Source organism: Roseomonas indoligenes, from assembly GCF_017813365.1.
GTDB lineage: Bacteria > Pseudomonadota > Alphaproteobacteria > Acetobacterales > Acetobacteraceae > Roseomonas > Roseomonas indoligenes.
This window is the reverse complement of the sequence record NZ_JAGIZA010000011.1, coordinates 1-19,867: the sequence shown is the minus strand read 5'-3', so window position 1 is coordinate 19,867 and position 19,867 is coordinate 1. Positions and strand designations below refer to the sequence as shown.

20 protein-coding genes are annotated in these 19,867 nt (G+C 71.7%); 5 read left to right on the top strand and 15 right to left on the bottom strand.

What is annotated here, in order from left to right; translation table 11 throughout:
- The first annotated feature begins 99 nt into the window (after window positions 1–99).
- Both J5Y10_RS17325 and J5Y10_RS17320 read left to right on the top strand, forming a co-directional pair.
- On the top strand, window positions 100–1,059 hold the full coding sequence (locus J5Y10_RS17325) for a 2-hydroxyacid dehydrogenase (protein WP_209375299.1): 960 nt from the start codon (window positions 100–102) through the stop codon (window positions 1,057–1,059).
- 112 nt (window positions 1,060–1,171) lie between these two features.
- Window positions 1,172–1,594 (top strand): hypothetical protein, encoded by a 423-nt coding sequence (locus J5Y10_RS17320; protein WP_209375298.1) that lies wholly within the window; start codon window positions 1,172–1,174, stop codon window positions 1,592–1,594.
- Window positions 1,595–1,702: 108 nt separating this feature from the next.
- Here J5Y10_RS17320 and rsmD read toward each other — a convergent pair whose 3' ends face one another.
- The 3 genes from rsmD to J5Y10_RS17305 all read right to left on the bottom strand — a co-directional run bounded on the left by rsmD (window position 1,703) and on the right by J5Y10_RS17305 (window position 4,009).
- Complete coding sequence (gene rsmD / locus J5Y10_RS17315) at window positions 1,703–2,260, bottom strand: 16S rRNA (guanine(966)-N(2))-methyltransferase RsmD (protein ID WP_209375297.1); 558 nt, start codon at window positions 2,258–2,260, stop codon at window positions 1,703–1,705.
- Window positions 2,261–2,378: 118 nt separating this feature from the next.
- Window positions 2,379–3,278, bottom strand: a complete 900-nt coding sequence (locus tag J5Y10_RS17310) for a pseudouridine synthase (RefSeq protein WP_209375296.1) — start codon at window positions 3,276–3,278, stop codon at window positions 2,379–2,381.
- A complete protein-coding gene (locus tag J5Y10_RS17305; protein ID WP_209375295.1) occupies window positions 3,275–4,009 on the bottom strand; it encodes a gamma-glutamyl-gamma-aminobutyrate hydrolase family protein in 735 nt (244 codons plus the stop codon). Before J5Y10_RS17305 ends, J5Y10_RS17310 begins: the two co-directional genes overlap by 4 nt.
- 69 nt (window positions 4,010–4,078) lie before the next feature.
- Between J5Y10_RS17305 and J5Y10_RS17300 the strand changes: the two genes are divergently transcribed.
- Window positions 4,079–4,528 (top strand): nucleoside deaminase, encoded by a 450-nt coding sequence (locus J5Y10_RS17300; RefSeq protein WP_209375294.1) that lies wholly within the window; start codon window positions 4,079–4,081, stop codon window positions 4,526–4,528.
- Between the two features lie 46 nt (window positions 4,529–4,574).
- Here J5Y10_RS17300 and J5Y10_RS17295 read toward each other — a convergent pair whose 3' ends face one another.
- The 6 genes from J5Y10_RS17295 to J5Y10_RS17270 are packed head-to-tail and all read right to left on the bottom strand — an operon-like array spanning window position 4,575 to window position 11,511.
- Window positions 4,575–5,459 (bottom strand): GntR family transcriptional regulator, encoded by an 885-nt coding sequence (locus J5Y10_RS17295; protein WP_209375293.1) that lies wholly within the window; start codon window positions 5,457–5,459, stop codon window positions 4,575–4,577.
- A 10-nt stretch (window positions 5,460–5,469) separates the two neighbouring features.
- On the bottom strand, window positions 5,470–7,089 hold the full coding sequence (locus J5Y10_RS17290) for an ABC transporter ATP-binding protein (protein ID WP_209375292.1): 1,620 nt from the start codon (window positions 7,087–7,089) through the stop codon (window positions 5,470–5,472).
- Window positions 7,086–7,898, bottom strand: a complete 813-nt coding sequence (locus tag J5Y10_RS17285) for an ABC transporter permease (protein ID WP_209375291.1) — start codon at window positions 7,896–7,898, stop codon at window positions 7,086–7,088. The genes J5Y10_RS17290 and J5Y10_RS17285 overlap by 4 nt, the downstream gene beginning before the upstream one ends.
- Window positions 7,899–8,846: an ABC transporter permease gene (locus J5Y10_RS17280; protein ID WP_209375290.1), complete on the bottom strand. Its 948-nt coding sequence runs from the start codon at window positions 8,844–8,846 to the stop codon at window positions 7,899–7,901.
- A complete protein-coding gene (locus J5Y10_RS17275; RefSeq protein WP_209375289.1) occupies window positions 8,843–10,393 on the bottom strand; it encodes an ABC transporter substrate-binding protein in 1,551 nt (516 codons plus the stop codon). The genes J5Y10_RS17280 and J5Y10_RS17275 overlap by 4 nt, the downstream gene beginning before the upstream one ends.
- Entirely contained in the window at window positions 10,390–11,511 is a 1,122-nt protein-coding gene (locus tag J5Y10_RS17270) for a C45 family autoproteolytic acyltransferase/hydrolase (protein WP_209375288.1), read from the bottom strand. The genes J5Y10_RS17275 and J5Y10_RS17270 overlap by 4 nt, the downstream gene beginning before the upstream one ends.
- A 192-nt stretch (window positions 11,512–11,703) precedes the next feature.
- Here J5Y10_RS17270 and aptA point away from each other — a divergent pair, with 192 nt between their 5' ends.
- Window positions 11,704–13,035 carry an omega-aminotransferase AptA gene (aptA, locus tag J5Y10_RS17265; RefSeq protein ID WP_209375287.1) on the top strand — a complete coding sequence of 444 codons (1,332 nt, stop codon included), beginning with the start codon at window positions 11,704–11,706 and terminating at the stop codon, window positions 13,033–13,035.
- A 281-nt stretch (window positions 13,036–13,316) separates the two neighbouring features.
- Here aptA and J5Y10_RS17260 read toward each other — a convergent pair whose 3' ends face one another.
- The 6 genes from J5Y10_RS17260 to J5Y10_RS17235 all read right to left on the bottom strand — a co-directional run bounded on the left by J5Y10_RS17260 (window position 13,317) and on the right by J5Y10_RS17235 (window position 18,614).
- Window positions 13,317–14,081, bottom strand: a complete 765-nt coding sequence (locus J5Y10_RS17260; protein ID WP_342452949.1) for an ABC transporter ATP-binding protein — start codon at window positions 14,079–14,081, stop codon at window positions 13,317–13,319.
- Window positions 14,078–15,139, bottom strand: a complete 1,062-nt coding sequence (locus J5Y10_RS17255) for a dihydrodipicolinate synthase family protein (protein ID WP_209375286.1) — start codon at window positions 15,137–15,139, stop codon at window positions 14,078–14,080. The genes J5Y10_RS17260 and J5Y10_RS17255 overlap by 4 nt, the downstream gene beginning before the upstream one ends.
- Window positions 15,140–15,149: 10 nt before the next feature.
- Window positions 15,150–15,980, bottom strand: a complete 831-nt coding sequence (locus J5Y10_RS17250; RefSeq protein ID WP_209375285.1) for a GNAT family N-acetyltransferase — start codon at window positions 15,978–15,980, stop codon at window positions 15,150–15,152.
- A complete protein-coding gene (locus J5Y10_RS17245) occupies window positions 15,967–17,040 on the bottom strand; it encodes an NAD-dependent epimerase/dehydratase family protein (protein ID WP_209375284.1) in 1,074 nt (357 codons plus the stop codon). Before J5Y10_RS17245 ends, J5Y10_RS17250 begins: the two co-directional genes overlap by 14 nt.
- 3 nt (window positions 17,041–17,043) lie before the next feature.
- Complete coding sequence (locus J5Y10_RS17240; RefSeq protein WP_209375283.1) at window positions 17,044–17,874, bottom strand: ABC transporter permease; 831 nt, start codon at window positions 17,872–17,874, stop codon at window positions 17,044–17,046.
- A 77-nt stretch (window positions 17,875–17,951) separates the two neighbouring features.
- Window positions 17,952–18,614, bottom strand: a complete 663-nt coding sequence (locus tag J5Y10_RS17235; RefSeq protein ID WP_209375282.1) for a TetR/AcrR family transcriptional regulator — start codon at window positions 18,612–18,614, stop codon at window positions 17,952–17,954.
- 110 nt (window positions 18,615–18,724) lie between these two features.
- Here J5Y10_RS17235 and J5Y10_RS17230 point away from each other — a divergent pair, with 110 nt between their 5' ends.
- Window positions 18,725–19,747: an ABC transporter substrate-binding protein gene (locus J5Y10_RS17230; protein WP_209375281.1), complete on the top strand. Its 1,023-nt coding sequence runs from the start codon at window positions 18,725–18,727 to the stop codon at window positions 19,745–19,747.
- Window positions 19,748–19,867: the final 120 nt, after the last annotated feature.

Here is a 19,867-nt window from a genome sequence, read left to right as displayed (position 1 = left end):
GGGCACTTCCCTTTCCGACGCCGATATGGTTGTCCTACAGCCATACAGCCGTCAACGGCTTTTCACTGAACCGAACACAGACCGTCACCGGAGCGTCTCATGAAGCCTCGCGTCGTCGTCGCACGAGTCCTGCCCCCCGCCGTCATGCAGCGCGCGCAGGAGGAGTTCGACGCGCTGCTCCCGCCACCGGCCGGGTTTACCCTCGACGAGCTCGTCGCAGCGGCCGCGAGCCATGGCGCGGCGGCCCTGGTGGTCACCGGCGGGGTGAAGCTCGACGCCGCGGCGCTGGCGCGCCTGCCGGAGACGGTGAAGCTCGTCGCCACCTGCAGCGTCGGCTTCGACCATATCGACGTCCCCGCCGCGAAGGCGCGCGGCATCGCCGTGACCAACACGCCGGACGTGCTGAACGCGGCCACCGCCGACCTCGCCTTCCTGCTGATGCTCGGCGCCGCGCGCCGCGCCTCGGAGTATGAGCGGATCATGCGCGCGGGCTGGCGCAAGGGCTTCGGCTTCGCCGAGAACCTCGGCCACGACCTGACGGGCAAGACCCTCGGCATCTTCGGCATGGGCCGGATCGGACGCGTGCTCGCCCGCCGCGCCCGCGCCTTCGACATGAACATCATCTATCACAACCGCACCCGGCTGGACCCGGCGCTGGAGGATGGCGCGGAGTACGTGGACAGCCTGGAGGCCATGCTGCCGCGCTGCGACGTGCTCTCGCTCAACGCCCCCGGCGGCTCCGGCACGGCGAAGGTGATGAACCGGGAAACCTTCGCCCAAATGAAGAAGGGCGCCATCTTCGTGAACACGGCGCGCGGCAGCCTCGTGGACGAGGACGCGCTGATCGAGGCCCTCAGCAGCGGCCACCTCTTCGCGGCGGGCCTGGACGTCTTCGCCAGCGAGCCCGCCTTCGACCTGCGCCTTGCCGAGCTGCCGAACGTCTTCCTCACGCCGCATGTGGCCAGCGCCACGGTCGAGACGCGGGACGCCATGGGCCACCGCGCCCTCGACAACGTCGCCGCGATCGCCGCGGGCACGGCCCCGCGCGACGCGCTCTAGCCGGCCCAGGGGCTGCCCGGCCCCGGCACCCTGCCCAACCCCGAGCGTCCGGCAGAGCCGCCCTCTCGCCGGGCGCGTCGAGCGCCCTTTCCTGCCCGGAAATGGGAGGCCCATGAAGCAGCCCGAGGCCCGCCCCCTGCTGTCACTCGACCAGTCCTCCGTCGAGGATCTCGACGCTGCGCTACGCCTTTACCGGCGGCTGCCGCTGGAGCTGCTGGGCTTCCTCGTCCTGCTGTTCGCCGGGATGGTCGGCCTGTCCCGGCTGAGCACCGCCCTCTCGCCGCCCTACGGCGTCTACATCCTCGGCTGGGACCTGGTGACCTGGGGCCTCCTCCTCATGATCGCCCTGCTGTTCGGGCTCCTCTGGTGGCGGGGCCGGCAGGTCGGGCAGTTGCTGAACGACCCGGCCATCATGGCCTCGCCGGTCATGTCCCTGCCAGCCGGGATCGGCGTCATCGCCGAGAGGGCAAAGGCGATGGACATGGAGTGGAGCGGCTTCTTCGGCCCGCTCCGGCCCCGGCGGAACGGGCGATGAGCACCGGCACGACGCCACCCCGGACGGGCATCCCGCACAGCCAGGCGTGATCCCCGGCCGCCCGCGAGGGAGACCCGGCTTCCGCACTCCCGCCCTCCAACAGGGCCGTCAGACCTGCCGCAGCACCAGCACCCGCGCGGCGCCGTGTTCGCGCTCGGCCAGCACCTCCCAGCCCTCCAGGGCCGGCACGGCCTCGCCCCGGCCGATCTCCAGGCAGGCCAGCGCCCCCGGCGCGATCCAGCCGGCCGCCCGCAGCGCCGCCAGCGCCGCCGGCCCCAGATCCCTCCCGTAGGGCGGATCGAGGAAGACCAGCCCGCAGGCCAGCTCCGCCCGGGGCGGCCGCAGCACATCCGCCGGCAGCACCCGCGCCACCTCGCCCGCCCTCAGCGCCGCCACATTCGCCCGGAGCACCGCCAGCGCCACGCGATCCTTCTCCATGAAGAATCCGCGCGCCGCCCCGCGCGAGAGCGCCTCCAGCCCCAGCGCCCCCGTGCCCGCGAAGGCGTCCAGCACCACCGCCCCCTCCACCGCCGCCCGGCCCGCCCAGGGCGCGTGCCAGAGGGAATCGAACAGGGCCTGCCGCACCCGGTCCGCCGTGGGCCGCGTCCCCTCCCCGGGCGGCGCCTGAAGGGCGCGGCCCCGCCACTGCCCGGCAACGATCCTCACGGACCGCTCCGGCGACGGCCCTGCCCGTCCCAGGCGGCAGGTCCGGGAATCTCGGCTTCCCCGCGGAAAGGGGATCCTGGGGAAGGGCTGCGCCTCTCCCCCGAAGCATCCAGCCCTGTCATTCCGTCCGCGGCTTCGCCCCCCAGGGCGTCCGGTGCGGGTCGCCCGCGCGCCGGGCGCGGGGGGCGCGCTTGCGGGGGGGCTCCGGTTCGGCCGGGGGCAGCGGCTCGCGCTCCACGCCGCGCTGGATGCGGGGCTTGGCCGTGGTCACGCCCAACTCGTCGCGCAGGGTGCGGGCATTCACCTCCTCCACGGCGCCGGGCGGCAGGGTGCCGAGCTGGAAGGGGCCGTAGGCCACGCGGATCAGGCGGGTCACGTGCAGGCCCAGATGCTCCATCACCCGCCGGATCTCGCGGTTCCGGCCCTCCTGCAGGGTGACGGTGAGCCAGGCATTCGTGCCCTGGCGGCTGTCCAGCCCGGCCGTGATAGGGCCGTACTTCACCCCTTCCACCGTGATGCCCCGGGCCAGCCAGGCCAGCGCGCCCTCATGCACCTTGCCGTGCACGCGCACGCGGTAGCGGCGGGACCAGCCGTTGGAGGGCAGCTCCAGCCGCCGGGCCAGGGCGCCGTCATTCGTCAGCAGCAGCAGCCCCTCGCTCGTCAGGTCCAGCCGGCCGACGGAAACCAGCCGCGGCAGGCCTGCGGGCAGGCGCTCGAAGACGGTGGGGCGCCCCTGGGGGTCCTTGTGGGTCGTCACCAGCCCGTCGGGCTTGTGGTAGCGGAACAGGCGGGTGACCTCCGCCGCGCCCACGCGCTGCCCGCGGACGAGGACGGCATCGCCCTCCGCCACGAAGGTGGCGGGGGTCTGCACCACGGCGCCGTTGAGCGTGACGACGCCCTGGGCGATCAGCGCCTCGGCATCGCGCCGGCTGGCCACGCCGGCGCGGGCGAGCCACTTGGCGATGCGCTCACCCCGGGCAGGGTCGTGCGCATCGTCGGGGGTGCCTTCCCCGCTCATGCGGCATGCCGGGCGGCAACGCGCGCCGCCTCCACGAAGGCGTCCAGGATCGCACCGTCCCGCGCATCCACCCGGTATTCCGGGTGCCACTGCACGCCGAGGCAGAAGCGGTAGCCCGGGTGCTCCAGCCCCTCCACCACCCCGTCCGGGGCGCGGGCATTGACGATCGCCCCCTCCCCCGGCCGGTCCACCGCCTGGTGGTGGGCGGAATTCACGGCCATGGAAGGCGCGCCCACAATGCGGGAAAGAAGGGTGCCCGGGGTCAGCGCCACTTCATGCCCCGGCTCCGTGCGGGGATTGGGCTGCTCATGCGCCAGGGCGTCCGGCACGGCATCAGGGATGTGCTGGATCAGGGTGCCGCCCAGGGCCACCGCCAACAGCTGCTCCCCCCCGCAGATGCCCAGCACCGGCATGTCCCGCCGCAGCGCGCCGCGCAGGATCTCGATCTCGAAGGCCGTTCGCCCCTCCTTCAGCACCACCGTCTCGTGCCGGTCCCCGCCGCCATACAGGGCGGGGTCCACGTCGAAGGCGCCGCCGGTCACCAGCAGCCCGTCCAGCCGGTCCAGATAGGCATCGGCCAGGGCGGGATCGTGCGGCAGGGCCACGGGCAGCCCCCCCGCCGCCGCCACGGCGCCGAAATAGTTCCGCCGCAGCGCGTACCAGGGCAGCTTGGAGTATCCACCCGGTTCCTCGGCATCGAGGGTCAGGCCAATCAGGGGTCGTGCAGTCATGCAGGGGTTGGTAGAGCGTGCGCCCCCCAGTCCACAAGCGGCGCATGAAGGGCCGACCATGGGAATGACATGACGGAGGCCGCGCCCATGGCGCTGGCGCTGGAGGAAGCCCGCGCCGCCGGAGCCCGGGGCGAGGTGCCCGTGGGCGCCGTGGTGACCGACGCCGCCGGCCGGATCCTGGCCCGCGCGGGCAACGAGGTGGAGGCCCGGCACGACCCCTCCGCCCATGCGGAGATGCTGGCCCTGCGTGCCGCCGCGGCCGCGCGGGGCGCGAAATGGCTGGCCGACGCCACGCTCTGGGTGACGCTGGAGCCCTGCCCCATGTGCGCCCAGGCCATCTCCTTCTTCCGGGTCCGGCGCGTCGTCTTCGGCGCCTACGACCCCAAGGGAGGCGGGGTGGAGCACGGCGCGCGCGTGCTGGCCGCCCCCTCCTGCCACCACGTGCCGGAGGTGGTGGGCGGCATGCGGGAGAGCGAGGCGGCGGCCCTGCTGCGGGCTTTCTTCCAGGCCAGGCGGTAGGGCTGGGGCTTCCGGCGACCAGGAAGGCTCGGCGCAGGGCCGAAGTTCAGTCCTCGGCGGGCCGCAGCGCCATGGCACCGGCCAGATGCAGCCGCATATGCAGCGCCGCCCGCTCCCGGTCGCCCTCCTGCAGGCAGTCGAGGATGGCCAGGTGCTCCCGCACGTTCACCGCCACCCGGTCCGGCGGCACGCGCCAGGAGTAATTGGACAGGGTGCGGGCCCGGTTCTGCTGCACCACCGCCGCCGCGATGAAACGGTTGCCCGAGGCCTCGGCCAGCCCCGCATGGAAGGCCGCATTGATCTCGTAGAAGGCCACGGCCCTGTCATCGGTCCACACGCGGTCGAGAAAGCGCCCGTGCTCGCGCCGCATCCGCGTGGCGAAGCCCGCCGGCAGGGCGAAGCCCGGCTCCAGCAGCGCCGCCGGCTCGATCAGCATGCGGAAGCGGTAGGAGGCGGCCCGCTCGGCGCCCGAGGCGAAGCCCGCCGTGAAGCGCCAGCCATGCCCGCGGTTGCGGCTGACCACGCCCCCCTCCGCCAGATGCGCCAGGGCCTGCGCCGCCACGCCGCGGCCGACGCCGAAATGCTGCGCCAGCTGCCGCTCCGAGACCTCGTCCGGCACCGTGCCGTCGGCCCGGGCGCGGGCGATCGCCACCAGCAGCCGCGCGACCCCCGTCTCCCCGGCGCCATCACCCAGCGCTGCGGGATCGAGGTCGAGGCTCCGCAGCCGCACCGCGCGCCCCTCGGTCTGCACCGCCCCCAGCTCCTCCAGCAGCGCCAGCGCCCCGTTCACCGGCGTGCGGGAAACGCCGAGCGCCTCGGCCAGGGCCGGGCGGCTCAGCCGCTCCCCCGGCTCGGCCCCGCGCTCGCGCAGCAGGTCCAGGATGTCGCGCGCCAGGTTCCGGCGCAGCGGGGTGGCGTCCAGGTCGGTCATTCGAGCCGCATTAGGAGAGACGCGGCGTGGCATCCAGCAGGGCGCGCGTATAGGGGTGCTGCGGGGTGTCGAACACCGCGTCCCGCGCCCCCTGCTCGACGATGACGCCGTTCTCCATCACCAGCACCCGGTCCGCCACCTCCGCCACGGCGCCGAGATCGTGGGAGATGAAGAGGCAGGCAAAGCCCCGCTCCGCCTGCAGCCGGCGGATCAGGGCCAGGATCTGCTTCTGCACGGTCATGTCCAGCGCGCTCACCGGCTCGTCCGCCACCACCAGTTCCGGCCGGCGGACGATGGCGCGCGCGATCGCCACGCGCTGGCGCTGCCCGCCGGAGAGCTGGTGCGGCAGCCGCCCGTCCATGCCGGGCAGCCCCACCGCCTCGAAAGTCTCCGCCACCCGCGCCAGCTTCCCGGCGGCGGAAAGGCCGGGCTCGTGCCGCAGGGGCTCCGCCACGATCTCCCCCACCCGCTGCCGCGGGTCGAGGGAGGAATAGGGATCCTGGAAGACAATCTGGCAGGCCAGCCGGAAGTCACGGAAGGCGTCCCCCCGCGCGCGGGTGATGTCCTGCCCGCGGAAAAGCAGCCTGCCGCCCGTGGGCTGCACCAACCGCAGCACCGCGCGCCCCAGCGTGGTCTTGCCGGAACCGCTGCCGCCCACCAGCGCCACCGTCTCCCCGCGCCGGATCTCCAGGTTCACGCCCGCCACGGCGCGCTTGCCCGGCAGGCGGCGGAACAGCCGGGCGCGGCCGGGATATTCCACCACCAGCCCGCGCGCCTCCAGCAGCACCTCGCCCGGCTCCCGCGCGGGCCGCGGCAGGCGCTGCGGCATGGCCGAGACAAGAAGGCGCGTATAGTCCTGCCGCGGGTTCGCCAGCAGCCCGCGCGCCGGCCCCTCCTCCACCACCCGGCCGCGCTGCATCACCAGCGCCCGGTCGGCATAGCGGGAGACGAGGCCGAGATTGTGGGTGACGAGCAGCACGGCCGTGCCGTTGTCCCGCGCCAGCTCCACCATCAGGTCCAGGATCTCGGCCTGGGCGAGGTTGTCCAGCGCCGTCGTCGGCTCGTCCGCGATCAGCAGCCGGGGCTTTGGCAGCATCACCGCCGCCAGCATGATGCGCTGGCGCATGCCGCCGGAGAACTCGTGCGGATAGGCGCGCAGGCACCCCTCCGGATCCGCGATCCGGACGCGGCGGAGCATGGCGAGGGCCGCCGCCCGCTGCGCCTCCGGCGAGAGCGTGCTGTGCAGCGCCAGCGCCTCGCCGAGCTGCGCGCCGATGGTGAGGGCGGGGTTCAGCGAGACCATCGGCTCCTGGAACACCATCCCAATGGCGCCGCCACGGAGTTGGCGCAGCCGGTCCGGGGTGACGCGGGCCAGATCCTCCCCCTCCAGCCGGATCGCGCCGGCGGTGCGGACCAGCCCGGGCGGAAGCAGGCCGAGGATGGCGCGCCCCGTCGCCGTCTTGCCGCTGCCGGACTCCCCGACCAGCGCCAGGATCTCGCCCCGCGCGATGTCGAAGGAAACGCCGTCCACCGCGGCGAAGCGGCCGGCGCCGACCCGCAGCCCGTCCACCTCCAGCAACGGCGCGCCCGCCGCGCCCCGGGCGACGGGGTTCTCCAGGGCGAGGCTCATCGTGCCTGGCTCCGCGGGTCCAGGCGATCCCGCAGCGCATCGCCCAGCAGGTTCACGCCGAGCAGGGTGAGCGCGATGCAGGCGCCGGGCGCGACGCCCAGCCAGGAAGCGGATTCGAGATAGGGCCGCGCGGCGGAGAGCATGTTGCCCCAGGTCGGCGCGGGCGGGGGCACGCCGAGCCCGAGGAAGCTCAGCGCGCTCTCCGCCAGGATGGCCCAGCCAAACAGGCTGGTCGCCAGCACGATGAGCGGCGAGACGGTGCCGGGCAGCACGTGCCGCATCATCGTGTAGGCCTCGGAATTACCGATCGAGCGGGAGGCCTCGACGAACTCGCGCTCCCGGATCGAAAGCACGGCCCCGCGCACGATGCGCGCGACGGTCGGCGTATAGGCCAGCCCCAGGGCGAGCACGATGCCCCAGGGCCCCGGCCCGATCACCGCCAGCAGACCGAGCGCGAGGAGGATGCCGGGAAAAGCCAGCAGCGCGTCGTTCACCAGCATCAGCAGCCGGTCCACCCAGCCGCGCGCGAAGCCCGCGAGAAGGCCGACAAGGCTGCCCACCACCACCGCGAATACCACGGTCAAGGCTGCGACGAGGCAGGAGGTGCCGGCACCGGCCATGAGGCGGCTGACCACGTCCCGCCCCACCTCATCCGTTCCGAGCCAGTGCGCGGCGGAGGGCGCGTTGAGCCGGGCGCGCATGGCAATGCGCAGCGGATTCTGCGGCGTCCAGAAGGCGGAGAGGACCGCGGTGCCGAGCACCAGCACCGTCAGCGCGCCGCCGATCAGCGCATTGAGCCGGACGCGCATCTACTCGGCCGCCACGCGCGGGTCGAAAAGCGGATAGAGCAGGTCCACCAGCAGGTTCACCAGCACGTAGATCGTGGCGACGAAGAGCATGCAGCCCTGCACCACCGGGTAGTCGCGCGCGGTGATGCCGTCCACCAGCAGCCGGCCCAGCCCGGGCAGGGTGAAGACCGTCTCGATCACCGCGATGCCGCCCAACAGGTTGCCGAGCACGATGCCCAGCAGCGTCAGGGTGGGCGCGAAGGCGTTGGGCAGCACGTGGCGGCGCAGCACCGTCGATTCCCGCAGCCCCTTGGAACGCGCATGCGCCACGTATTCCAGCCGCAACACGTCGATCGCCGCGCTGCGCGCCATGCGCGTCAGCACGCCCGTCTCGATCAGCGTCAGCGTCACGATCGGCAGCGCCACGTAGAGCAGCGCCTGCCAGGGGTCCTCCCCGAAGCCGACATAGCCCACCACCGGCACCCAGCCGAGCTTCAGCCCAAAGAACAGCAGCATCAGAAGCCCCAGCCAGAAGCTGGGGATCGAGAGCAGCAGCGTGGCGCCGCCCACCACGGCCAAGTCCAGCGCGCTGTTCTGCTTCCAGGCCGCGATTGTGCCCAGCGGCACCGCGATCAACCCCGCCAGCGCCACGGCGGCGAGGACAATGGAGGCCGTGACCCGGAACCGTTCCAGGATCAGCGGCAGCACCGCCTGGTCATTCGCCAGGGACCGCCCGAGATCGCCCCGCAGCGCCGCCTGAAGCCAGCGGGCGAACTGCACGGGAAGGGATTGGTTCAGCCCCATGGTCTCCCGCAGCGCGTCCAGCTGCACCGCGTCCGCCGCATCGCCGAGCATGAGCTGCGCCGGATCGCCTGGCACCATGCGGAGGAGGGCAAAGACCGCCACCGCGACGAGCAGCAGCGTGGGCAGCGCCCAGGCCAGCCGCTTCAGGGCATAGGTCGCGCTCATCCGCCCCGCGCGACGCCCCAGAGCCGCGTCTGCCCCGAGGCCCAGGGCCGCACGCCCGTCACGCCCTGCCGCACCGCGATGTAGTCCGGCTGGTTGTACAGGACGACCATCGGCACCTGCTGCATGAACATCCCGTAGAGCCGGTCGAAGATCCGCTGCCGCTCCGCCTCGTCCGTCACCGTCATGGAACGCTGGATGAGCTCGAGCGCCTGCGGATCATCCCACACCTTGCGCGGCTGCGTGTCCTTCGGGCCGGAGATCATCTCGTAGGAGAGGGAGGGATCGAGGCGCGGGGAGTAGATGAAGGCCATGGCCTGGTAGTCGCCGCGCGTGTAGCGGTCCAGCTCCGTCGCCCAATCCAGCACCTCCAACTCGATCTTGATCCCCGCATCCGCCGCCATCGCCTGCGCCGCGACGGAAGCGTCGTAGACATTGGGATAGCGCCGGTTGGTGATCATGCGGATGGGCTGGCCGCGATAGCCCGCCTCCGCCAGAAGCCGCTTCGCCGCCGCCAGGTCCCGCGCGGGGCGGCGGGTCTGCGCCTCGCTGCGGAAGGGGCTGGCGGAGGGCAGCGGGGAAGGATTCTCCGGCGCGTCATCCCCGACTATGGAGGTGACCAGCTCCGGCACGTCGAGCGCGAGCGCGATGGCGCGGCGGATGCGCTCGTCCTTCAGCAGCGGGTCGCGGGTCTGCAGCAGCAGCGCCGTCACGCCCATGCTCGGCGCGGCCAGCACCTGAACCGCGCGGTTGGCCCGCAGGTCCGGCAACTCCGGACCCGGCACGTCCGTCATCACATCCACGTTCCCCGCCAGCAGCGCCGCCTTGGCCGCGGAGGAATCGGGAATGGTGACGAAGCGGATGCGGGGCATCAGCGCGCGCTTGCCGCCGGCGAAGCCGTCCCGCTCGCCCGGCAGGGCGGCGTAGCCCTCGAACCGCTCCAGCTCCACATACTGCCCGCGCCGCCACTCGCCGAGGCTGTAGGGCCCGGTGCCCACCGGCTTCACCCAGGCCCCGTCCGCCCCGACCGAGGACGGGTGCAGGACCCCCGTGCTGCCGCAATCCGGCCGCGCGATAGTGGAGAGGAAAAGCGCCGCCGGCTTCTCCAGCGTGATCGTGACGGTGCGCGCATCCGGCGCCGCCATCTCCGTGATCTTCGCCAGGCCCGAGCGCCCGTTCAGGTCCGGCAGGCAGCGCCAGTTCGTCGCGGGGTCCATGTAGCGGCGAAGGCTCCACAGCACCTCGGCGGAGGTGAGCGGCGCGCCGTTGTGGAAGGTCACGCCCTGCCGGAGCGTGAAGGTATAGGTCCGCCCGTCCCCGGACAGCTCCATCTTCTCCGCCAGCATCGGCACCGGCGCCGCGTGCTCGTTCAGCGCGACCAGCCCCTCCACCACGTGCAGGATCACGCTGTCCGTGTTGAAGTCCCGGTTCCCGCCGGGCTGCGTGCTGCGGATGTCCGAGTTCAGCGAGGCGCGCAGCGGGGTCTGCGCGGCGGCGGGCAGAACAACAAGGGAAGCGGCCGCCAGGCCGGCGAGAAGGGCGTTCCTCATGCCGCGGCCCGCGCCTCGGCGGTGGAGAACAGGTCGTAGCGCGTGAACTGCCGGTTCAGCGCCGGCAGCGGCGCGATCTCCAGGATCCCCTTCGCCGGCTGCATCACGAGCATGGCGACGGTGGCAGAAAGATTGCCCGCGCTGTTCAGCCGCGGCGGCCGGCAGACGGACCAGGGGTGCTGGTAGTCGTCGAACAGCGCCTCCTTCACCTTCGCAACATCCAGCCCGCCCCCATGCGCCTCCAGCAGCCCCCGCACGCGCATGTCGCGGTACAGGCTGTCCGGCGTGCTCGCCACGCCCGTGTCCTTCAGCTTGGACAGTGCCACCGGGCTGATCCAGTGGTTGGCATGCACGATCAGCCCCTTGGTCGCGTGAACCTGGAAGCTCTCGTCCGGCGCGCATTCGAAGTTGATGGCCACACCGCCGGCCTGGCTGACGATGATGTTGTTCGATGCCGATTTTACCGTGGTGTAGGCCGCGTGGAAGGCCTGCGCCACGAACTCCTTCTCCAGCATCTTGCGGCGGATGAGCGCGAGGGGAACGCCGAGGCTGCGGTAATCCCGGTCGCTCTGCAGGTAGTTGGCGGTCACCGCGATTCCGGCGGCGTTCAGCCCCGCCCGCGCCAGCCCGCCGGCCTCTACGAAGGTCAGGATATCCGGCCCGTCATCCCGGCGGATGCGCAGCACCACGCCCGTCTCCGCGCACTCGCTCTTCCAGTCCCAGTTCTGCGCGTGGATCAGCGCGCCATCGGCGGAAGCCTCCGGCAGCACCACCACGCCCGTGCAGCCATCCGGGTCCTTGCTGGCCGCGTTGCGCTTGCCGAGCTGCAGCACCTCCGTCCGCGCATTGATCAGGACGATGTCCTCGAAGGGCACCTCGGCGCCCTCGGCGATGCCGCGCATCTCCTCGATATAGGCGGGGTCGAAAGCCTCGATCCGCGGCAGGAAGTCCCGCGCCCAGCCCCGCACCTTCTCCACCCCGTGCCCATCGGCCGCGAGCTGGAGCGTGTAGTGCTCGATGCTCCGGCGGACGCGCGCGGCGGCCTGCCGGCCGTAATCACGCCCGCGCTGCCCGGCGCTGCCGCTCAGCTCGATCAGGGGGAAGGGTTCAACGCTCATGCCGGGCTCGTCCTTGCTGGACTTTGGAAAGCCAAAGTGCAAGCATCCTGCAACGTCCCGCCGGGAAGCTCAACAGGAAAGCGCGATGCCGTCCCGCCCTGCCCTTCCCCACCGTGTCCAGGAACGGGGCCGCCCAGCCGTGGTACCGCCGCGCGCCCCCTGAGCCTCCTCCCTCAACGACACGGACCGACCATGAACGACCTCGCCTTCGACACGCCCCCGAATGCGCTCGATGCCTTCTGGATGCCCTTCACGCCGAACCGGACCTGGAAGCAGGACCCGCGCTTCGTCACCCGCGCGAAGGGAATGCACTACGTCACGCCGGAAGGCCGGAAGATCCTCGACGCCATCTCCGGCCTCTGGTGCGTCAACGCCGGCCACTGCCACCCCCGCATCGTGGAGGCCATCCGCACCCAGGCCGGGCAGCTGGACTACGCCTCCTCCTTCGGCCTCGGCCACCCCGCGGCCTTCGAATACGCCAACCGCCTGACCGCCGTCGCGCCGGACGGCTTCAACCACGTCTTCTTCGCCGGCTCCGGCTCGGAAGCCGTGGACACCGCCCTCAAGCTCGCCCTTGCCTACCACTCCGTGCGCGGCGAAGGGCAGCGCGTGAAGCTCGTCGGCCGGCAGCGCAGCTATCACGGCGTCGGTTTCGGCGGCCTCTCCGTCGCGGGCATCGGGCCGCAGCGCAAGCATTTCGGCCCGCTCCTCGCCGGCACCTCCCACCTGCCCCACACGCACGACCCCGCGCGCAACGCCTTCAGCCGCGGCCGTCCGCCCCATGGCGGCACCGACTTCGCCGACGCGCTGGAAGGCATCGTGGCCGCGCAGGACGCCTCCACCATCGCCGCTGTGATCGTGGAGCCGGTGGCCGGCTCCACCGGCGTCCTCGTGCCCCCCGCCGGCTACCTGGAGCGCCTGCGCGAGATCTGCGACCGCCACGGCCTGCTGCTGATCTTCGACGAGGTCGTCACCGGCTTCGGCCGCCTCGGCGCCCCCTTCGGCAGCCAGGCGCTGGGCGTGCTCCCCGACCTGATCTGCTGCGCCAAGGGCATGACGAACGGCGCCGTTCCCATGGGCGGTGTCCTCATCAGCGACCGCGTGGCGGAGGGCCTGAACGCGCAGCCCGACGGCACGACGGAATTCATGCACGGCTACACCTATTCCGGCCACCCCCTCGCCGCCGCGGCCGCCCTCGCCACCCTGGAGGTCTACCAGGAAGAAGGCCTGTTCCAGCGCGCCGCCGAGATCGCCACCCCATGGGAGGAAGCCGTCCACAGCCTTCGCGACGCCCCGGGCGTGACGGACATCCGCAACATCGGCCTCCTCGCCGCGATCGAGTTCGGCCCCGCCGCCGGCGGCGGCCCGGCCCGCGCGAAGGCCGTGGCCGCCCACTGCTTCGAGTCCGGGGTGCTCATCCGCGCCACCGGGGACTCGCTCGTGCTATCGCCGCCGCTCGGGATCGGCAAGGACGAGATCGGACAGATCGTAGAGACGATCCGAGGAGGCGCCGCCCGGGCTTGATGCCCCGGACCAGGGGGCGCCGCCCCCTGAAACCCCCGCCAGGAGGCTGAGCCTCCTGGACCTGCATCGGGCTGCCGCGGAACTGACCTGACATGTCCATCCCTACGATCGGGATTGATCCTGCCCCTGCAGTCGCCTCGGCTCCACGAGCCGGGGCGCACCGTCAATCAAGGAATCCCAAAGCCTAGAAAAAGATGATGGAGAGGGGTCCGGGGAGAGGAAGAATTCCTTCTTCCTCTCCCCGGGACAAATCACCAGCCCAGGACCACTCCCCCGCGACGTCAATGCATCCCAAGCTGCGCGTAGATCCGCTTCACATAGACGCCGAACGCTTCCGTCGTCTTGATCTCCAACCCGCGCTCCGCCGGCAGGTCGATGCGGAAGGTGTCGGCCATCCGCGCCGGCCCGGCCGTCAGCACGGCGCAGCGCGAGCCGAGGAACACGGCCTCCTGAATGGAGTGCGTGACGAAGAGGATCGTCTTCCCACTCTCCCGCCAGATGCGCAGCATCTCCAGGTTCATCTTCTCGCGCGTCAGCGCGTCCAGCGCGCCGAAGGGCTCGTCCATCAGGATTAGCTTCGGGTCGTGCACCAGGGCGCGGGCAATGGCGGCGCGCTGCTGCATCCCGCCGGAGAGCTGGTAGGGATAGCTGCCCTCGAAGCCGCGCAGCCCCACCATATTCAGCAGGTGGCGCGCGCGCTCGCGCGATTCCTGCTTCGGTAGGCCCAGGATTTCCGCCGGCAGGGTCACGTTCTCCAGGATGGTCCGCCACTTCAGCAGAAGCGCCTGCTGGAACACCATTCCCACGTCGCGCCCCGGCACGAAGCCGGATTCGGCATTGCCGATCCGCACGGTGCCCTCGCTCGCCTCGTGCAGCCCCGCCAGGATCTTCAGCACCGTCGTCTTGCCGCAGCCGGAGGGGCCGACAAGGGAGACGAGGTCGCCCTCATCCACCGTCATCGTCACGTCGGAGACGGCGGTGAAATCCTGCCCATCGGTGCGGTAGGTCTTGCGGACCTTCTCCAGCCGGATCAGCGGCTCGGTCACGACAGCCAGCGCTCCCGGTTGGCGGCAACGAACTCGTCGTCGGAGAATTCGGGATAAAGTCGTAGCACCCGGTCGATCGCCTCCGCCTGCCCGGGGCTCAGCCCCTCGGCGGGATTGAGGCACCAGGTGCCCTCCAGGAGCCCTTGGCGGCGCAGCACCTCGTGGCAGCCGGCGATGCAGCCGTGGAAGTCGTTGGCCACGTCGAAGAAGGCCGCATTGCAATCCGTCACGGCGGAATCCAGCGCCAGGATCTCGGGCGAGAGCGGCCCTGCCGCCACGGCCTCCTTCAGCCGCTCCAGCAGCCGCACTGCGCCCCTCGTCCAGACCGACCAGTGGCCGAGCAGCCCGCCCTGGAAGCGCAGCGTCACCGCCTCCCCGTCCCGCCGCACGGTGAACGGCGTCACGAGGTCGAGCACGATGTGGTCGTCATTCCCCGTATAGAGGGTCACGCGATCCTCCGCCCGCGCCTCCGCCAGCCCGCGCACCACGTCCAGCGTGCGGTAGCGGTTGAACGGCGCCACCTTCACCGCGACGACGTTGTCGATGGCGCAGAAAGCCCGCCAGAAATCCACCCCGAGCGGAATGCCGCCCACGGAGGGCTGTAGGTAGAACCCGACCAGCGGAATCTCCGCCGCGACGCTCCGGCAGTGCTCCAGGATCTCCTCCTCCGAGCCGCCCTTCATCGCCGCCAGGCTGAGCAGGCCGGCATGGTAGCCGAGCGAGACGGCCGTGCGCGCCTCCTGCACCGCCTGCGCGGTGCGCCCGGCCAGCCCGGCCACCATCACCATCGGCCGGTCCGTCCAGCCCCGCGCATCCTCCATCGCCGCCTCCAGCACGGGGGCGTAGAGGCCGACATCGCGGATCTCGAACTGCGTGGTGTGCACGCCCACCGCAAGCCCGCCCGAACCGGCATCCACGTAGTAGCGCGTCAGCCCCCGCTGCCGCCGCCGGTCGAAGCGCCGCCCCGCATCCAGCGCGAGCGGATGGGCGGGGATGGCGACACCCTGCCGCAGCAGGCGGAGCGTCTCTGGCGGCAGGTCGCTACGGTGCAGCGGCATGGTGGTCCTCTCAGCCGAGCTCGGGCCCCGCCACCGCCATCAGGCGGGACGGATCCCCGAAAGGGGCGGCATGGCCCAGCGCCATGCGCGTATAGGGGCGCTCCGGCGCGAAGCCGCGGGCGCGCAGGGCATCGGCCAGGGCCGTGCAGCGATCGGCGATGTCGATAATCACCTCGCCCGGCGCGCGGGCCAGCGCCGCCCGCAGCAGCCGCAGCGCCGCCGCCTCGTCGGGCGCGACGAGCGGGCCGAGCTGCGTGGCCCGGTCGCCATCGCGCCCGAGCACGAAGCCCTCCCCCTCCAGATGACCGACCGCCGGCGCGCGCCGCATCAGGGCCCCGAGCAGGCTGGGCCGGGCCGCACCGAAGGCCCCGGCATCGAGCGCCGCCAGCCGCGGCAGGTCCTCCGCCGTCACGCGGCGCGGTCCTTCCGGTGCCTCGCCGCCGCCAGGGCCACGCCAGCGCGTCAGCCCGAGCTGCGCCACGAAGCCGAGCGGCCGGTAGATGCGCGCCCCCGCCGGCGTGGCGTCCAGCACCGGGACCAGCCCGGCTTCCGCCAGCAGGCCGAGGCCGTGCCGCAGGACCCGGGTCCCCAGCCCCCGCCCGCGCTGGGAGGCCGTGACGAGCACCATCCCGATCCAGGCAAACCCGCCCTCCCGATATGGCAGGACGGCGCCGGTCGCGACGGGCCTTTCGCCGCCGATGCCGAACACCGTGCCGTCCTCGAAGAACAGGCGCCAATCCGCCTCCGCCTGGTTCCAGCCAGCCTCGCGCGAGAGGGCGAGGCAGCCGTCCATGGCGGATGTGCCGAGCGCTGCGACGGGGAGGGCCTCAGTAGGTGCCATCCCGCACCTCGAAATGCGTGGGCTTGCCCAGCGCCTTGCCGCCCCGCGCCACCCAGTCCGCCACCCAGTCGATCATCCGCGCCAGCGGCACCACGGGGTATCCGAACAGCCGCGCCGCCTCCGCCGCGTTGTTCAGCCAGGCGGTCGGCGCCTCCTGCCCCGTGATCGTCACCGGCTTGCCCAGCCGCTCGCCGAAGGCCTTGGCCAGCCAGCGCACGGGAATGGTCTCCGGCCCCGTCACGTTCAGCGGCGCGGCGGGCACGGTGGCCTGGTGCAGGCAGCGCAGCGCCTGGGCATTGGCGTCGCCCTGCCAGATCACGTTGACATGGCCCATGGTCACGTCCACCGGCTCGCCCGCCATCACCTTCGTCGCCACGTCGAACAGCACGCCGTAGCGCAGGTCGATCGCGTAGTTCAGCCGGAACAGCCGGCCGGGCGTGCCGTGCTGGGCGGAGAAGTGCTGGATCAGCCGCTCCCGCCCGATGCAGGAGAAGGCGTATTCCCCCGGCGGGTCGAGCGGACTGTCCTCGGTGGAGCCGGGGCCGTTCACCGGCACGAAGGGATAAACGCAGCCCGTGGAGAAGGCGACGATGCGGGACGCCCGGAAGGACTCCGCCACCAGCGCAGGCACATGCGTGTTCATCGCCCAGGTCAGGGACTGGTCCCCGGCAGCGCCGAACTTCCGCCCGGCCATGAGGATGACGTTCCGCGCGCGCGGCAGCCCGTCCAGCGCCGCGCGGTCCAGCAGGTCGCAGGCGATCGTCTCCACGCCGTGCCGCTCCAGCCCCTCGCGCAGCCCCGCCTCGCTGAAGCGCGCCACGCCGAAGACCCGCTTGTCCGGCGCCGCGTTGCGCGCCAGGCGCGCGAGGGTCGGCCCCATCTTCCCGCCGACGCCGAGCACCATGATGTCTCCATCCAGCGCCGCGAGGTCGGCCGCCAGCGCCCGGCTGGGGCGGGAGAGGAAATCATCCAGCTCCGCCTCGTCCGCGATGCGGTCGGGAAGGTCGGCGGCATCCAGCCAGCGCTGTTCGCCGACACTGTCTCTGGCTTGGGCGGACATGGCCTATCCCTTCCTGGCGTCCCTCGGGACGAAGCGGTGCTCGAGCCCCAGCACGAGGAGATAGAGGGCAAGGCCGAGCAGGGTAAGGATGATGACGGCCATGAACATGGCCGCCGTATCGAGCGAGGACTGCACCTGGATCATCAGGTAGGCGAGCCCCCGCTCTGAGGCGACGAACTCGCCCACCACCGCCCCCGCCACCGCGAGGATGGCGGCCACCTTCATGCCGGAGAAGATGTAGGGCAGCGCGCCGGGAAGCTGGATATAGCGGAACACCTGCAGGCGCGACCCCTTCAGCGAGTGCACGAGGTCCAGCAGGTCCGGCTCTACCTCCTGCAGCCCGCGCACCGTGGTCAGCAGGATGGGGAAGAAGCACAGGCTGAAGGTGATGAGCATGTTGGTGACGATGCCGTAGCTCATCCACACGATCATGATCGGGCCCAGCGCCACCTTCGGGATCATGTTGAGCGTGACGAGCAGAGGGAAGACCAGCAGCGACAGCGTGCGCGACCAGGTGAACAGCAGCGCGCCCAGCACGCCGAGCGCGATCGCCAACGCGTAGCCGCCCGCGATCTCGGCAAGGGTGACGAGCGTGTTCGATGCCCAGGCATGGTTCGGGTTGCCCAGCGTCGCCACCACCGCGCTCGGCGCCGGCAGCAGGAAGGCGGGCAGCCCCGCCAGCCGCGCCAGCGCCTCCCACAGCACGACCGCGGCAAGATGCACGAGCAGGATGATGCCCCAGCGCCGCCGCACCGCCCTGGCCGCCGCAACCCGGCGCGGATCCCGCGCGGCGACGACGCCGGCCGGAATGTCGCTGCGCGCCTCCGCTGCCATCCCAACCCTTCCTTGTCCTCCCGAAACGCTAGGAGCCGCCCGGAGGTCCTGTCAACCGGATAGTTGACAAGGTCCCGTCAGGGCCGGAGGGCGGCCAGCACGAAGCGGATCACATGCGCGCGGTGGCGCGAGACGGCGGGCCGGGTGTCCAGCCGCTTGCCGAAGATCGCCGAAAGGGTGCGGTTGTTGGAGAAGAAGAAGTACGAGACCCCGGCGATGGTGATGTAGAGGTCCACCGCGTCCAGGTCGTCCCGGAACAGCCCCTCCCGCGCCCCGCGCTCCAGCGTCTCCCCCACCATCCCCACCAGCGGCGAATGCATCTGCCGCAGCCGGGGGGAGGCGCGCACATGCCGCCCGCCATGCCCGTTCTCGTCGTTCAGCAGCGCGACGAATTCGGGATGGGCGCTCAGATAGTCGAAGGAGAACCCGACCAGCCGCTCCATGGCCTCCCGCGGCGGCAGGTCGTCCAGGTGCAGCGCCCTCTCCTTCTCCCGGATGGCGGCATAGACCTCCTCCAGCGCCGCCGCGTAGAGGTCCTCCTTCGTGCCGAAGTGGTGGTAGACAAGCTGCTTGTTCACCTCGGCCCGCGCGGCGATCTCGTCCACGCGCGCACCCGCCAGGCCCTTCTCCGCGAACTCGCCGATCGCGGCGTCCAGAAGCGCGCGGCGTGTGCTCTCCGGGTCGCGCTTGCCGGGCTCGCGGCGCGGTGCCGCCGGGCGGGCGGCGGCTCGGTTCGGCATGCTGGCTTCCCTACCAACCATTTGGTTGGAAACTTGTTGCGACCTGATACTAGCGTGATACGCTCCACCTGACAGCCCGCGAGGCCGGGTCTTGAAGGGATCAAGCGCGCATGCCCAGCGACTCCGCCGCCATCGGTCGCCGCGGGCTCCTGCTCGCCGGCCTCGTCGCGCCCCTGGCAGCACCGGGCATCGCCCGCGCCCAGGCGAAGGAGAGGATCACCTTCGTCCTGAACTGGACCCCCTACGCGGACCACGCCCCCTACTACCTGGCCAAGGCGAACGGCTGGTACGATCAGGCGGGACTGGACGTGACGATCGAGGCCGGGCGCGGCTCCGGCCTCTCCTCGCAGCGCGTGGTAGCCGGCACGGCGCAGATCGGCATCTCCGACATGGCGACTGCGCTGCTCGCCCGCGGGCGCGGCGGCAACCTCGTCGCGGTGATGACGATCTTCGCCAACTCGGCGCAAACCTTCTATTGGCTGAAGAGCAACGGCATCACTGGCCCGAAGGACTTCCCGGGACGCTCCATCGGCAACCCGCCCGGCGATGCCTCCCGCATCATGTGGCCGATCTTCGCCCGCAAGGCCGGCATCGATCCCGCCTCCGTCCGCTTCGTGAACGTGGCGCCCCCCGCCAAAATTCCCTCCCTGAAGAACAAGGTGATCGACATCACCTCGGACTTCTGGAACGAGCACGACCTGAAGGTTCGGGAATTCGGCGCCGATCTCGGCTTCCAGCGCTGGGTGGACCTCGGCCTCAACGCCTACGGCAACTCCATCGTCGTGAACGGGGACTTCCTGGCCGGCAAGCCGGACGCAGTGCGCAAGTTCGTGCAGGTCTCCCAGCGCGCCTTCGCGGCCTCCGTCGCCGATCCCCAGCCCGCGATCCGCGCCCTCTTCGCCGCCGCCTCCGGCCTGGACGACTGGACGCAGCAGCGCGTCTGGGAGCGCGTGGTCGAGCTGCAGCGCGACCCCACGACGACGGCCGTCGCCCTCGGCGCCTTCAGCGCGGAGCGGATGAAGGCCGATTACGAGCTGATCCAGGCCAATTTCGAGGGGGCACAGCCCTTCGAGGTGGAGAAGGCCTATACCAACGCCTTCCTCGACACATCGATCCGCATGACCGCAGCCTAGCACTACCTGGGCACTTTAGAGTGGATGGTCGGCAGGAACCGACGTCTGCAGTGTGGGCATCGGACGGGTTCGGCGAGGTGGGCGAAGAGCCGATGGAAGATGGCCTGACGTAGAGCTGGC

Excerpts from the sequence above, each read along its gene's own strand:
- J5Y10_RS17325 (WP_209375299.1), top strand. The coding sequence starts at position 100 with ATGAAGCCTCGCGTCGTCGTCGCACGAGTCCTGCCCCCCGCCGTCATG.
- J5Y10_RS17320 (WP_209375298.1), top strand. The coding sequence starts at position 1,172 with ATGAAGCAGCCCGAGGCCCGCCCCCTGCTGTCACTCGACCAGTCCTCC.
- J5Y10_RS17310 (WP_209375296.1), bottom strand. The coding sequence starts at position 3,278 with ATGAGCGGGGAAGGCACCCCCGACGATGCGCACGACCCTGCCCGGGGT.
- J5Y10_RS17305 (WP_209375295.1), bottom strand. The coding sequence starts at position 4,009 with ATGACTGCACGACCCCTGATTGGCCTGACCCTCGATGCCGAGGAACCG.
- J5Y10_RS17300 (WP_209375294.1), top strand. The coding sequence starts at position 4,079 with ATGACGGAGGCCGCGCCCATGGCGCTGGCGCTGGAGGAAGCCCGCGCC.
- J5Y10_RS17295 (WP_209375293.1), bottom strand. The coding sequence starts at position 5,459 with ATGACCGACCTGGACGCCACCCCGCTGCGCCGGAACCTGGCGCGCGAC.
- J5Y10_RS17290 (WP_209375292.1), bottom strand. The coding sequence starts at position 7,089 with ATGAGCCTCGCCCTGGAGAACCCCGTCGCCCGGGGCGCGGCGGGCGCG.
- J5Y10_RS17285 (WP_209375291.1), bottom strand. The coding sequence starts at position 7,898 with ATGCGCGTCCGGCTCAATGCGCTGATCGGCGGCGCGCTGACGGTGCTG.
- J5Y10_RS17280 (WP_209375290.1), bottom strand. The coding sequence starts at position 8,846 with ATGAGCGCGACCTATGCCCTGAAGCGGCTGGCCTGGGCGCTGCCCACG.
- J5Y10_RS17275 (WP_209375289.1), bottom strand. The coding sequence starts at position 10,393 with ATGAGGAACGCCCTTCTCGCCGGCCTGGCGGCCGCTTCCCTTGTTGTT.
- J5Y10_RS17270 (WP_209375288.1), bottom strand. The coding sequence starts at position 11,511 with ATGAGCGTTGAACCCTTCCCCCTGATCGAGCTGAGCGGCAGCGCCGGG.
- aptA (WP_209375287.1), top strand. The coding sequence starts at position 11,704 with ATGAACGACCTCGCCTTCGACACGCCCCCGAATGCGCTCGATGCCTTC.
- J5Y10_RS17255 (WP_209375286.1), bottom strand. The coding sequence starts at position 15,139 with ATGCCGCTGCACCGTAGCGACCTGCCGCCAGAGACGCTCCGCCTGCTG.
- J5Y10_RS17250 (WP_209375285.1), bottom strand. The coding sequence starts at position 15,980 with ATGGCACCTACTGAGGCCCTCCCCGTCGCAGCGCTCGGCACATCCGCC.
- J5Y10_RS17245 (WP_209375284.1), bottom strand. The coding sequence starts at position 17,040 with ATGTCCGCCCAAGCCAGAGACAGTGTCGGCGAACAGCGCTGGCTGGAT.
- J5Y10_RS17240 (WP_209375283.1), bottom strand. The coding sequence starts at position 17,874 with ATGGCAGCGGAGGCGCGCAGCGACATTCCGGCCGGCGTCGTCGCCGCG.
- J5Y10_RS17235 (WP_209375282.1), bottom strand. The coding sequence starts at position 18,614 with ATGCCGAACCGAGCCGCCGCCCGCCCGGCGGCACCGCGCCGCGAGCCC.
- J5Y10_RS17230 (WP_209375281.1), top strand. The coding sequence starts at position 18,725 with ATGCCCAGCGACTCCGCCGCCATCGGTCGCCGCGGGCTCCTGCTCGCC.